Origin of the sequence: Virgibacillus oceani (genome assembly GCF_041521345.1) — a bacterium.
Lineage (GTDB): Bacteria > Bacillota > Bacilli > Bacillales > Amphibacillaceae > Virgibacillus_N > Virgibacillus_N oceani_A.
The window spans coordinates 1-13167 of the sequence record NZ_JBGOHB010000019.1 but is presented as its reverse complement, the minus strand read 5'-3'; the positions used below and the strand labels follow the sequence as shown (position 1 = coordinate 13167).

Sequence of the window (13167 nt, the reverse complement as noted above, 5' to 3'; positions counted from 1 at the left end):
CAACTTGTCATATATTTATGAATGCACATAAATGAAGAGAAATAATGTAAGTATGTGACTTGGAAAATTTGCAACTTCCCAAGTCACATGTAGAAGGAAGGAGAACAACCGGCAGACTTACGAATCAGTCTTCTGTCTGCATTGCCTCAAATGTCCATTCCAGCTCAATGGAATTGCCCTGGTATTTATTCTGGCTTTTGTCTGTTTTGATGAATTTAAATTCCACATAAACATCTGCGTCTTCATCCCCGGAGTCAAAGTTCTCGATAAGGATCATTTCGTCATCTTTGAGATCAGCCAATGTGATCCCTTCTTCTATTAAATCCTCACCATTTACTTTGACTGAAGTAAGCAGTATCTGTTCATCGAAATTGTTATCCGTTAATTCCCCGTCTTTATCGCGGGTAGTATGTTCTGAATAGAGGGTGACGTCCTTGATATCCAGGGAGCCTTCATTTCTCATGCTGAATGTATAATCAAACGTATCCCCAGGCTTTTTGTTTTCAAACTCAAACAGTACCCCTTCGTCATCAATATTCGTTACACCAAGATCCAATGTTCCGGCAGTTACATTGTTGTTTGTCTGCACCGAATCACTGAAATAGGCAAAAGTGCCGCCGCTGACGAGTGCAACTCCCAAGAAGCCGATCAGTATGCTCATTCCAAGCTTTTCCTTAATGGCCATGTGTTCTCCCTCCCGTACACATTGTAATAATTGGAGAAACGGGGTTGCCCGTTTCTCCAATTATATTTTTGTCAGCTGTTTATTTTTCTTCACCGTCTGTTTGGAAACCTTCGAAAGTCCACTCAAGGTCTAAAGTTAAACCTTGCAGCTCATTTTGTGCTTCACCAGTGTCATTGAAGCGGAATTGTACATCAAAGTCTGCAGTATCTTGTGCTTCAATACCTGTTACTTCCGTAGGTACATTTTCATATACTGGACTTCCAATCCATCCGATAATTGGAATCCAAATCTTACCAGGTTTTTTCATAATTTTTTCAATATCAACTTTAGTAGCTAAATCTTCTGGACTCAGATTCTTTAAATCATATAAAGATACTTCTGCAATCACTTCATAGTCTTCATCCCCAGATGTATTACTCAAAAATTCAACATATAGCTGTTTAGCGTACTCGTCTGCAAGATCTCCACCAAGGATATCTCCTCTACTGGTATAAACTGTATATTCAGTATTAAGATCCACATACTTCATATCTAAAGAGCCATTATTTTGAAGTTCAAACGATCTTGGCATCCAATCGCCCGGCTTTATATTTTCCATTGGAACTTGAACCGTAGGATCAACATCCAAATCAATCGTCCCCGAAGCAAATGTATTCGTCTGCTCAGCTGTATCACTAAAGTAAGCAAATACGCCGCCGCCAATTAGTCCGACACCCATTACTGCTGTTGCAATCCCCATACCTAATTTTTTCTTTAAATTCATTTGTCATTCCTCCTAATAATTTAAAATAAAATCAACTATTTCCCGCTGATATCGTGATGAATGATACAATTCTCACCTGAATTTACCGTTAAATTTTCTGTGAATTTTATATATTCAGCGATCCTCCCCCTTCCATATGTATCCGTTCGTTAGTAATTATTATTGTTTTCTCTTTGCTGCTGTCCAGCATGTGTTCTTACATACGGTCTAAATTGTAATCTATAACGAACGACCTATTTGCAGTATAGGATAAATTTCCTAGAAATAAAAACTCCAAAAAGAACGTTTTATACTTTATTGAGAACATTTTCCTGTAAATTTCTTTATTTTACTCCTAATTACTTAGATTTTCATCTTTTTTAAATTTATCTTGTGTTTTATTGAGAACAGTAAATTGCTTCATATCAGTAGTTCAGATAGCTTTCCTATATATTTACGGAAAATAAACTTTTCTAATTACCAAAAAGAATATATACTGATAATAAAAAGAATGTGAGGAGTTTATTCCTATGAAGCAGCTCTCCATCATTTTTGTTTTAGTCGGCCTTTTGTTTTTAGGTTATGGAGGATATCAACTGTTTAAGACAGAAGCGGCGCAGAAGGATAGTTTAGCTGAAGCGCAAGCGTTCATTGAACGAGAAAAATCAACACAAGAAACAGATCAGGGTCAGCAGGATTTTTATCCGGAAAAAGGGGATGCTGCTGGAATTCTACATATACCAAAGCTGGAGGCTGAACTGCCGATTATTGAGGGGACCCATGAAGATGAACTGGAAAAGGGGGTTGGGCATTATGAAGGCACAGCTTATCCACAGCAAAATGACCAGATCGTTTTATCAGGACACCGTGATACCGTTTTTCGTGATATGGGAGAATTGGAGATGGGAGATATTTTAACTGTGGAAGTACCGTACGGAAGTTTTTCCTATGAAATTATTGACACAAAAATTGTGGATGCAGATGACCGGACGATCATCGTGCCTACAGCTCCTGATGAGGTGTTGACATTATCGACGTGTTATCCATTTAATTATGTAGGAAGTGCACCAGATCGGTATATCATTACCGCGCTTCCAGTAGAAGAAAATTAAATACCCTGTCCTTTTAGGTATTTTTACCCTTGTTCGATATATTTTTCATATTTTCAAAAACCGTATAGACGAAATGGACTATTTTCGATATAATCTATTCAGATATGATAATTTTTTGCAAACTTTGCGAATGGGGACATAAGGGACACTTTTTTCGATGGGACGAGCATTTATGCGCAGCCCAAGGTTAACTGTCCCACAAAAATGGGGACGCAGTACCTGTCCCTGTGTCCCAGTGAAGACTTGCACAGAGGAGAATACGAGTGAGTTCAAGAGTGAGTAAACACAAAAATAAACGTAAATGGCCTTATTGGATTGGTGGAATATTTCTTGCATTAATTTTACTTGTTGGCGGTTTTGCCTTTTACATGTGGAATCAGCTAGGGGATACTGTAGAAACGATGCATGACCCGCTGGAAAGAGACAGTGATCCGGAAAGGCAAAAAGAATTGGAAGCTATCTTTCAAGAAAGTAAATCACTTAATGTTCTTTTACTTGGTGTGGATTCGCGGGAAGGAGATGGGGGACGATCCGATACGATGATTCTTTTATCGCTGAACCCGCAAACAGATTCCATGCTCATGTTCAGCATTCCCCGTGATACTTATGTAAATATCCCGGGGCGCGGGATGGATAAAATTAATCATGCCTATGCTTTCGGTGATGTGGATTTGTCGGTACAAACCGTAGAAGAAGCATTTGATCTTCCTGTCCACTATTATGCCAGAGTGAATATGGAAGGATTCCAGCAGGGAATTGATGCGATCGGCGGGGTCACCGTTACAAATTCGATGACATTTTCCCAGGGAGGTTCGAATTTTCCTGAGGGACAAATTAGCTTAAATGGATCAGAAGCACTTGATTATATCCGGATGCGTAAAGAGGACCCCCGAGGAGACTTAGGCCGTAACGAGCGTCAACGAGAAGTGGTTCAAGCAGCGTTGAAAGAAGGAGCCAGCTTCTCCAACATTACAAAAGTCGGGGAAATCCTGGATATTCTGGGTGGCAATGTGAAAACCGACTTGAATATGAATAATATGCAATCCTTATTCGGCAGTTATCGTGGAACACCGCGAAACTCTACTACCTTGGAAATAAACGGAACTGGTGAAAGAATTGATGACATATGGTATTATATCGTGTCAGATGAAGAGTTAAGCCGAATCACTTCTGAAGTAAGAAACCATATGGAAGCAAGTTAGTACAGACAAGGAGTAAAGGCAGAATCACCCGGTTAGCGACGTACGGAGGTCAAGAAAGTCTGGGACTGTGCAGTATTCGTTTCACACCACGAAATCCGCTATCGCTGAGCTTTGACCCGGACAAGTCTAATAAATTTACCAATTAATCTACAGTTCAGAGATTTCACAGTATGCTAAGCAGCAAAAAAGTCACCTGGAGCAACTACCAGTGTGACTTTTCCATTTAGAAGAACTTACGGTGCAATGAAAATATTGGATGATCGAAAATTAACTTTTTGTTCATTTTATTGCATAAAAAAAGTGCTATAATATAAGTATGTACAATATTGTGGGGGAGTTAGTATGAAAAAGCTATTAATCTGTTTATCTATTCTTATAGTTGCTTTATTGGCTGCTTGTTCAGAAGAGGAAGTAACACCAAATGAAAGATTTGAAACCTATGTTAACCAATGGAATAATTTCGAATTCGAAAAAATGTACAGTATGCTTACACCGGAATCCACTGAAACATATCCTATCGATCAATATGCTGATCGTTATAATAAAATTTATGAGGATTTGGCAGTGTCCGACTTACAAGTTGAATTTAATCCAATTGAGGAAGAAACACTGGACACAGCCATGGAAGAAGGAACGGCAGCCATCCCTTTTACAGTGGATATGGAAACACTGGCAGGCGAGGTTAATTTTTCTTACGAAGCAACACTCCATCAGCTTGAAGAAGAGGAAGAAGAACAAGACTGGTTTGTCGAATGGGATCCAGGATTTATTTTCCCTGAATTAAAAGATGGCGGTGAGATTAGCATTCAAACGACCAATCCACAACGGGGAGAAATTTTGGACCGGAACCAGATGCCGCTGGCAATCAATGATATTGTTTATGAAATTGGCATTGTACCTGAGAGTATGGATAATCCGGAACAAAGCATCAGTCAAGCTGCAGAACTTTTAGGCATAGCGGAAGAAAATATAGAAACATCATTAAATGCCGATTGGGTGGAACCCCATTTATATGTCCCACTGAAAGAAGTATCGTCAACGGATGAAGAAACATTAAATCAGCTATGGGAAGTTCCCGGGGTTGCCGGAAAAGAAGTAACCGGTCGTGTGTATCCTGCCGGTGAAGCGGCCGCTCACCTTGTCGGCTATATCGGGGAGATAACGGCAGAGGAATTGGAGGAAGCAGAATCGGGTGCTTACAATGCAACAGACATGATTGGTAAGCGCGGTCTCGAACAATGGTATGAAGACCAGTTACGAGGCGAAAAAGGGGTTACCGCTGTTATTACGAAAGAAGATGAGGAAGATGTTGTTTTAGCAGAAACACCTGTTCAGGACGGCGAAAATATATCTGTTACGATTGATTTAAATATACAGGAAAAAATTTATGAAACATACGAAGGAGAGGATGACAGCGGTACAGCTGCTGCCATTGATCCGGGAACAGGAGAAACACTTGCACTTGTCAGCAGTCCTGCATTCGATCCAAATGAAATTTTATACGGTACAACAGCAGGGTTATGGGACACATTGCAAAATGATGAGCAAAACCCGTTACTCAATCGTTTTTCCGCAACATTCGCACCGGGATCTGTCATCAAACCGCTGACGGCTGCGGTTGGCCTGGCAAATGGCTCGATTGATCCGGATGAAGGTATTGAAATTGATGGCTTAACCTGGAGTAATGGTGAAGGCTGGGGTGACTATGAAGTACGCCGTGTTTCAGAATCAAGTGACCCGGTAGATTTAATGGATGCCATGGTTCGCTCTGATAATATTTATTTTGCCATGCAAGGTGTTGAAATGGGTAGTGAAGCATTTGTCGGTGGCATGGAAAGCATCGGTTTTGGCGAAGAGCTGCCATATGAATATCCAATCAGTACTTCAACCGTTTCAGAAAGCGGAGAAATGGATGATGCAGTCATGCTTGCCAATGCCAGTTATGGACAGGGACAGCTGGAAATGAGCTCACTGCATTTAGCTGCAGGCTATACGATGTTCATTAATGAAGGAAATATGCTCAAACCAACATTTTTATCCAGTGAGGAAACAAACCAGATTTGGCAGGATGATGTCATTTCAGCAGATCATGCAAATTTGATAGCTGATTCTTTAAGAGCAGTCGTGACAGACGGTACTGCTTCTGCTGCCAATGAAGCGGACTTTCCGATTTCCGGGAAAACTGGAACGGCAGAATTAAAACTGACCGGAGAAGATGACTCAGCACAGGAAAACGGCTGGTTTGTCGGCTATCCGACAGATAACCCCGACATTCTGATTGCTATGATGATTGAAGGAACACAAGATCGCGGCGGCAGCGGATATACTGCCGAAAAAGTTACGGATTTACTTATCGATATTGATTAATCCATAATGAGTTAAGTAATACGAGCATGTTCAGGTTTCAAACAATGAGAATATGGGAAAATAATTAAGACCTGATAGATCAACCTTCTATCAGGTCGGCTTTTTCTTCACTGATCATAGAATATGATTCGCTAGAATGTTTCAGGGTGCTTAAAGTAATTTCAGCAGCTTATAAAAAATTTCCTTGTCACCCTTGTCCAGTGCTTTATCAATAAGCCGTTTAATATTTAATCGTTCTAATTCATCGATAACCATGTCGATATCATAAATCTCAGCAGAATGATTCTCGGGATAATAATAAGGTTTTGCAATACGATGCAGTTCAACAAGAAAGTCGGTCATTTGTATAAAACGTGTAAGGGTTATGTAAATAATATCGTGATCACGATGAAAAGCAAAAATATCTTTTGGGTTCTCAATTAACCTACTTTTCCGGTTTATTTTTATTTTCTTTGCTTTTAGTGGGATAAACTGATATTCCTTACTATTGATAAGTATCGTAAAATCACTTTTTGCTAAAACAATGTTCAAATAATCAACATTAACTTCTATGTGATATGGTTTAATTGTTTTAAATGCAAGCATAATTTTCTACCCTCCTTGATTTTACATTATTTTTTCATAAATTTTCTATACCCTTCTTTCATACAAATGAAACTTATTTCTTACTTAATTCAAATTTATAGTTCTTTAAAAAGAACTATAAATTCATTGTAGTATAAATTACCTAGAAAGAAAAGAGAAACATTTGAAGTTTTTATTTATTTTTAAAATTCCATCAGCGAAATGAACTATAAATTGATGGTTCTATTCATGATTATGCGTATATACTGGAATTAGGGCGTTCTTCAAATAGGCAAAAGAAACAAGTGGGAATTCGAAAGGGAGTGAGCCGATGCCTAAATTACGACATATTGTCTTTTTATTACTCTTCGCTGGTTTGTTTTGGCATTTTTATGGTGATTCCTTTCAGCGTGATGGTCTTCAGGGTGTAGCTTCTTCGGTGGAATCCGATGTAGTAAACATGCTTCAAAATCCAACCGTGAATGAGACAATACAGTATTTGAATAATGAAATTGAACAAATTTACAGCAGATTAACCGGGAATGAACCGGCTGAAGATCAGCCAGAAGTTGCTGAAGTGGAGCAGCCTGAACTGGGAGAACCGACGGAACAGTCCTTCTCCATTCATAATGTCGAAATTGGTGATAAACGTGCTGAGGTGGAAGATAAAGCCGGCAGTGCAGAACGGGCTACTTTTAATGAATATGGCACGGAATGGGTCACTTATCACGAAAATTATCAAAACTTTTTTATGGCTGCTTATGATGAAGAGGACAAGGTCGCTGGTTTATATACAAATCAGGATCTTCTTGCTTCAAAACAGGGAATAAACTACGGCAGTTCCAGCGATACGGTTCTTGCTGAGCTGGATACACCAATTACAACAATCCGAAAGGGCCTTACAAACTATGAAATCGAAAGCAACGGGGAATATAACACATTTGAGCTGGATAATAATTATGTAACGATCTTTTTTGACCTACATGAAAACGATACAGTAACAGCAATTCAAATTATAAGTAAAAATTTAGAAGAAGAGAAGGAAGGATTTTTCGGCGAACCACGAGAGGAACTAAAAAAAGGCTTTGAATATCAATTATTCGACATTACTAACGCAGCAAGGGTGGCTCGTGATCTTCCGCCACTGGAGTGGCATGAACCGGTTAAGGAAACAGCACGCAGTCATAGTAATGACATGGCGGATAATAACTATTTCAGTCATACAAACCTTGATGGTGAATCACCTTTTGACCGAATAGAAGCGGATGCAATTTCCTTTCAAATGGCTGGTGAAAATCTTGCCGCTGGCCAGACGAGCAGCATATTTGCCCATGAAGGCTTGATGAATTCTGCCGGCCACAGGGAAAATATATTAAAGTCGGAATATCAGGAATTAGGTGTTGGTGTCGCTTTTAATGAAGATGCCCAGCCCTTTTATACGGAAAAGTTTTTGACGGAATGATAAAGCATGCTGCTTACTAGATTTATGCAGCATGCTTTTTGTGGCAGGATTGTTTTTTGAATTATTTGTTAAATGAAACAGAAGAACCGTCCCTCTGTTTCACGTCCCGCAGTATGTTTGGTACGGTATGTCGGTTGGCTCTGGAAGTTGGCAGTAGGCTTCCTGTTCTTTATTATAGGCATAGGGTCTGGATAGAACATCGAGCAGTCGGTGCATGACGGTATAATCCTGGTTTTCAACAGCTGCTTCCAGTGCCTCTTCTACTCGGTGATTTCTTGGAATAATGAATGGGTTATATGCTTTCATGATTGATTGGATTTCCTCATTTGATTCAGACTGGTGCTCCTGTCTTTCTTGCCACTTTGTTTTCCATTCTTTGAACGCTTTACTGGTAAATAAGCTGCTGTCATCTAATTCGTTTAACGTGAGTTCCCGAAATGTATTTGTAAAGTCTGCCTCATGTTTCTCCATCAGCTGCAAAAGCTCTTTTACAAGCAATTCATCCCCCTCTTTTTCACCGGTTAATCCTAATTTTTTTCGCATGCCGGATAACCAATCATGCTTGTAAAGTTTTGCATAATTGGCCAGTTCATCTTGTGCCAGTTCCACCGCTTTTTCTTTTTCATCATGAAATAATGGCAATAATGCTTCTGCAAAGCGGGCCAAATTCCATTCCCCAATTCCCGGCTGATTCCCGTATGCGTAACGGCCATTCACATCAATGGAACTAAATACGGTTTTTGGGTCATAATCGTTCATAAATGCACAGGGTCCATAATCAATCGTTTCCCCGCTGATCGTCATATTATCCGTATTCATCACTCCGTGGATAAAACCGGTCAGCTGCCATTTGGCTATTAAAGAAGCCTGCCGCTCAATCACTTTTTTATATAGGGATAAATAAGGGTTTTCTTCTTCTTTTATTTCAGGAAAATGGCGATGGATGGTATAATCAGCGAGTGCTTTCAGGTTTTCGATCGTTCCAAAGCGGGCTGCATATTCAAATGTGCCTACCCGAATATGACTGGAGGCAACTCGGGTTACGATGGCACCAGTCAAAAAGGTCTCCCTTGTCACTGCCTCCCCCGTAGTGGTCACCGCCAGACTGCGTGAAGTTGGTATACCTAATGCGTGCATTGCTTCACTGATGATATATTCCCGAAGCATTGGGCCGAGTGCAGCCCGGCCATCTCCTCCACGTGAATATGGCGTTCTGCCAGCACCTTTTAATTGAATGTCAAACCGCTCCCCTGATGGGGATAATTTTTCACCAATTAATACCGCACGACCATCTCCGAGCATTGTAAAATGACCAAATTGGTGGCCAGCATAAGCTTGGGAAAACGGGTCTGTTTCTTCAGGCAGCTGATGACCCGAGAATACATTTGCCAAAGCTTCCTCATTCAGCTTATCTGTTTCAAGTCCCAGGGATTTTGCGAGAGAATGATTAAATATAACCAACCCCGGATCTTCTACTTTCCCCGGCTGCTGTTTTGTATAAAAAAATTCCGGTAATTCTGTATAGGTCGTCTCTAAATTCCACTCTATATTATTGATTGCTTGTGTGACCATCAATGATTCACCCTTTATGTTAGCAAAAGTTTATTTATTTCAGGGTAACATATTTTATGTTCTCCTGTTACTTTACTATTCCCTTTAAAGGAAGAATCCATGTTGGTTATATGTAAGAATTTATTCTTATGCTAAAAAATATTTACCAGGCATTATAGGGCATTCGAATGCTTGCTCGAGGATGTCATTGAGCGCTTTAATTACGATGAGGTATCCGAGACGACTTCTCGAGGAGGTCATTGAGCGTGTTGCTTGCGATGTGGTTCTGATGCTTGATCGAGTACCTCTCTTTATATTTTTGACGCAATCAAGTAGAAATCAGAATACTCTGCTCATCTTAAACTACCTGCCCTCCCGCTCCCTTACCTGCTGTCTTTTTTTAATAGCTTGCCAAAACGACTAGTACGTGTGATATACTTCTCTATCTCCACGACGATAAAAACAATCAAGCCTGCAAGCACTTGTATTTCCCAATAATCCAGCTCCATGGAGGCCGTACTAAAAGCCGCTTGTAATATAGGTACATGCGTCAGGCCTAGCTGGAATAAAATGATTAGGGACTTCAAATTGAAACAAAAGAACCGCCCCTATGTTTCACTGTTTGTTGTAAGATTTTTATGCCAGTTTTTGCCTTGCAGTGCTTCGCTTGCTTGTTCCGGGTAGGTAATTATGAATTCTCTGTCAGGGCCTGATTTGGCAAAATCTATGCCTGCTCTTATTTTGGGAAGCATGCTGCCGGGGCAAAGTGCCCTTCTTTAAGCAGCTGTACGATATCCTCAGTTCGAATGCTGTGCAATGCCTGTTCAGCCGGCGTGTTGAAATTGACATAAGCGTAATCTACTTCTGTCAACATTAACAGCATATCAGCATTGATTTCTTCAGCAAGTTTTCTGTGATGCAAAATTTTTATCAATAATACCATCGACGCCAATATATCTGCCTCTTCTGTAAATCACCGGCACCCCGCCACCACCGGCGCCAATAACGACGAGACCATTGTCCATACGGAAAAAATCATTTGGGCTAATATAGTTTATATACAGCATGTTTGCATCCCGATTTGTTTTTTCCAATTTCACATAACCGCCTGCCAAGAGAAAAATTTTTCCCGCGGGTCTCCTTCTGTAAACAGCAGCTGATTTTTCTTGTAGGCGCGTTCAAATAGCATTTTTTTAAACGCAGCCTGTTCTTCATCATTAAAATATGATAGGAATTCAAAGAGAACTGCCCGTGGTGATATCCGCATGACAACTCCCCACCTTAAGGTCTTTTCTTGCTTAAATCGTAACATAAAATATAAGGTTTGATATTGATTCAAGTCCTTAGTGGGAAAATGGTCATAAACTTCATACGGGTACAGACCTCTACTGCACGATTATTTTTTGTGTTATAAAATCAGTGATATTTTTTATTTCTTCAGATGTAAAATGGAATTGCTGCTCTATCGCTTCGAGATATTCACCTGCTTTTTTTATATTTTTGACCCCATTTTTCATATAGGACTTATAGCGGTCGTGTACTTCTCCTATCTCTTTTGCATACTTTTCATCCGTTCCAGGGGTTACTGCTATTTCATATATATCGATTATTTCATCCTGCTCTCTTTCAGGTGAGAATTCATGCGGGTCCGTACTGTCAAAAATGCAGAAATCCAGTTCCCTTACAAGAACCATATCAACGCTGTTTGGGTCAAAGCTGCAGTAATATTGTTCTATGTCAAAACCATGTTGACTACACGCTTCTGCAATTTTTTTCATAAAAGTGGATTTTCCTGTGCCTGCTCTGCCTTTGATATAGTAGGCTTTTGACACCTGATTAGTAATATGGGGTACCTCATTCACTACGCCATCTGCAGTGTTTGTGCCAAATAGACGGTAATAAACCTCTGATTCCCCTGACTTTTGAAACTGGTTTTTCAAGATGTCTTCAATAAACCTATCAGCAAGTGCATTCGCTTTTTGAAAATCCATTTCGTTAATGTAGATTTCTTCCAGGTCATCATGGAATTTCAAGCCTGTTTGGAAATTATCGTAAGCTAATTCAGTGTATTTTTCAGCCAACTCCTTCTCTTTATGAAGATCGGCGGGCAAGTCTTTATTTATAAATAAGTTTAAGTCGATTTCAATTGCACCAGGGAGATCTGGTGTTGCGATATCATCAATGATAACGGCAAGCTGTTTTTCCCGGATAATGACGCCGTCAAAATACTTATTTTGCTTTGAACTTAAAAGGATTTCCAATTCATTGTCTTTGTATCTTTCCATTAAATTATTGATAACGGCGGTTTTTAATGTGTAGGATGGATGTTTTAATATGATAACTTTTTTAAAGTTTTTTACGTTAGATGGCAACAAATTGATAAAGCCTTGTGCTGTGTTTGCGCTGACGTAATATTTTTTAATTATGGACACATCCTTTTCTCTTTTTTGTAGTTTATGTATATTTGGGTGGATAGGTGAATTATACAATGGAGTTATGTTTATTATAAGGAAAGAACCTGTACATTATTGACTTTTATTTACATAGAGTAGTGCAAATTTTATTATAATTGGGTTTAGTACTTAGGTTGTCTTTTCACTACTGTTATATTCAAATTAATAAAAAATAGTTAGACTTTATATTACACTACGTTTTTAAAAACCAATTCATTAGCGATCCTGAATGCTAACTGATTACAGCCATTAAGTTGACCCAGTTATGCCATCTTTTTGATCCACTTATGACAAAGGTGATCCACTTGCTAGAAAATAACACCATCTTAACCACAGCTTTAGTTGCTTGCCCTTGACCGCCGTGCTACTTCTTAGTGATCGCTGGAAGGGGGCGGGGCCCCGCCAGCGGAACTTAGAAGTAATTGTCCGTGGTACGCTATTGATGCGAATGAGCCTCAAAGGCTTTATTTCTGCCATTCGTCATCAAAACCACTACCACGGACACAAACAAGGTCAAGGGTGGTGGGATTTTTGCTGGCTCTAACTTGACAATGGTGGGTCAATATCGTGTCTTAACTGGGTCAAAAAGATGACTGAGGTGGAACTATCCTGTGTCCTTCTTCACTAACTTTACACCCTTAATATCCCTCTATATTCAAATAAAATAAAACGGAGTTGATCATAAGAAAAAACGTATAACTTTCCCCTCTCTATATCCCTCTAAGTTCAGATAAAACGAAATCGTTCATGCTGTTCAGGTCATCTTCATCGAACTTTATATCCCTCTAAGTTCAGATAAAACTTTAATTTATAAAAGTCTTGCTGCAGTTGATCGATAACCTTTATATCCCTCTAAGTTCAGATAAAACTTCCGTCGTATTTACAGATAGACTGCGACAAATTGAATAGGTTACACTTAGTTGGACAGAACAGTTAAGGTCATATAAACTTGGTTCAATTAAAAGTTGAGGAGAATTACTATGACCCGTAGAGCAAGAAGGAACTTTTCAAAGGAATTCAAGGAACAAA

The 13167-nt window shown here is 39.5% G+C and carries 13 protein-coding genes; 4 read left to right on the top strand and 9 right to left on the bottom strand.

All coding sequences use genetic code 11. The annotated features are described in order from the left end of the window. Positions 1–124 precede the first annotated feature (124 nt). Both ACDX78_RS14285 and ACDX78_RS14280 read right to left on the bottom strand, forming a co-directional pair. Positions 125–685, bottom strand: coding sequence for a TasA family protein (locus ACDX78_RS14285; protein WP_486028828.1), 561 nt, complete (start codon positions 683–685; stop codon positions 125–127). A 79-nt stretch (positions 686–764) separates the two neighbouring features. After that, positions 765–1448, bottom strand: a complete 684-nt coding sequence (locus ACDX78_RS14280) for a TasA family protein (RefSeq protein ID WP_486028827.1) — start codon at positions 1446–1448, stop codon at positions 765–767. A 509-nt stretch (positions 1449–1957) separates the two neighbouring features. Between ACDX78_RS14280 and ACDX78_RS14275 the strand changes: the two genes are divergently transcribed. From ACDX78_RS14275 to ACDX78_RS14265, 3 genes are all read left to right on the top strand, one after another. Then, on the top strand, positions 1958–2539 hold the full coding sequence (locus ACDX78_RS14275; RefSeq protein WP_486028826.1) for a class D sortase: 582 nt from the start codon (positions 1958–1960) through the stop codon (positions 2537–2539). A gap of 263 nt (positions 2540–2802) precedes the next feature. After that, complete coding sequence (locus ACDX78_RS14270) at positions 2803–3741, top strand: LCP family glycopolymer transferase (RefSeq protein WP_486028825.1); 939 nt, start codon at positions 2803–2805, stop codon at positions 3739–3741. Between the two features lie 342 nt (positions 3742–4083). Further along, positions 4084–6108: a penicillin-binding transpeptidase domain-containing protein gene (locus ACDX78_RS14265; protein ID WP_486028824.1), complete on the top strand. Its 2025-nt coding sequence runs from the start codon at positions 4084–4086 to the stop codon at positions 6106–6108. 150 nt (positions 6109–6258) lie between these two features. On the opposite strand, the gene ACDX78_RS14260 is transcribed toward ACDX78_RS14265, so the two are convergent. Then, on the bottom strand, positions 6259–6693 hold the full coding sequence (locus ACDX78_RS14260) for an IDEAL domain-containing protein (RefSeq protein ID WP_486028823.1): 435 nt from the start codon (positions 6691–6693) through the stop codon (positions 6259–6261). 310 nt (positions 6694–7003) lie between these two features. Between ACDX78_RS14260 and ACDX78_RS14255 the strand changes: the two genes are divergently transcribed. Then, complete coding sequence (locus ACDX78_RS14255) at positions 7004–8134, top strand: CAP domain-containing protein (RefSeq protein ID WP_486028822.1); 1131 nt, start codon at positions 7004–7006, stop codon at positions 8132–8134. Positions 8135–8233: 99 nt separating this feature from the next. On the opposite strand, the gene ACDX78_RS14250 is transcribed toward ACDX78_RS14255, so the two are convergent. From ACDX78_RS14250 to ACDX78_RS14225, 6 genes are all read right to left on the bottom strand, one after another. Beyond that, positions 8234–9706 carry a protein adenylyltransferase SelO gene (locus tag ACDX78_RS14250; RefSeq protein WP_486028821.1) on the bottom strand — a complete coding sequence of 491 codons (1473 nt, stop codon included), beginning with the start codon at positions 9704–9706 and terminating at the stop codon, positions 8234–8236. A 362-nt stretch (positions 9707–10068) separates the two neighbouring features. Further along, the gene (locus ACDX78_RS14245; RefSeq protein WP_486028820.1) at positions 10069–10272 is read right to left on the bottom strand and encodes a cation transporting ATPase C-terminal domain-containing protein; all 204 of its coding nucleotides are present in this window, start codon (positions 10270–10272) and stop codon (positions 10069–10071) included. Positions 10273–10421: 149 nt separating this feature from the next. Then, positions 10422–10637 (bottom strand): hypothetical protein, encoded by a 216-nt coding sequence (locus tag ACDX78_RS14240; RefSeq protein WP_486028819.1) that lies wholly within the window; start codon positions 10635–10637, stop codon positions 10422–10424. After that, entirely contained in the window at positions 10585–10785 is a 201-nt protein-coding gene (locus ACDX78_RS14235; protein WP_486028818.1) for a hypothetical protein, read from the bottom strand. The genes ACDX78_RS14240 and ACDX78_RS14235 overlap by 53 nt, the downstream gene beginning before the upstream one ends. Continuing rightward, complete coding sequence (locus ACDX78_RS14230; protein ID WP_486028817.1) at positions 10782–10952, bottom strand: hypothetical protein; 171 nt, start codon at positions 10950–10952, stop codon at positions 10782–10784. The genes ACDX78_RS14235 and ACDX78_RS14230 overlap by 4 nt, the downstream gene beginning before the upstream one ends. Before the next feature lie 118 nt (positions 10953–11070). Further along, complete coding sequence (locus tag ACDX78_RS14225) at positions 11071–12117, bottom strand: hypothetical protein (RefSeq protein ID WP_486028816.1); 1047 nt, start codon at positions 12115–12117, stop codon at positions 11071–11073. Positions 12118–13167 lie beyond the last annotated feature (1050 nt).

Excerpts from the sequence above, each read along its gene's own strand:
- ACDX78_RS14265 (WP_486028824.1), top strand. The coding sequence starts at position 4,084 with ATGAAAAAGCTATTAATCTGTTTATCTATTCTTATAGTTGCTTTATTG.
- ACDX78_RS14255 (WP_486028822.1), top strand. The coding sequence starts at position 7,004 with ATGCCTAAATTACGACATATTGTCTTTTTATTACTCTTCGCTGGTTTG.
- ACDX78_RS14250 (WP_486028821.1), bottom strand. The coding sequence starts at position 9,706 with ATGGTCACACAAGCAATCAATAATATAGAGTGGAATTTAGAGACGACC.
- ACDX78_RS14280 (WP_486028827.1), bottom strand. The coding sequence starts at position 1,448 with ATGAATTTAAAGAAAAAATTAGGTATGGGGATTGCAACAGCAGTAATG.
- ACDX78_RS14230 (WP_486028817.1), bottom strand. The coding sequence starts at position 10,952 with ATGCGGATATCACCACGGGCAGTTCTCTTTGAATTCCTATCATATTTT.
- ACDX78_RS14285 (WP_486028828.1), bottom strand. The coding sequence starts at position 685 with ATGGCCATTAAGGAAAAGCTTGGAATGAGCATACTGATCGGCTTCTTG.
- ACDX78_RS14260 (WP_486028823.1), bottom strand. The coding sequence starts at position 6,693 with ATGCTTGCATTTAAAACAATTAAACCATATCACATAGAAGTTAATGTT.
- ACDX78_RS14275 (WP_486028826.1), top strand. The coding sequence starts at position 1,958 with ATGAAGCAGCTCTCCATCATTTTTGTTTTAGTCGGCCTTTTGTTTTTA.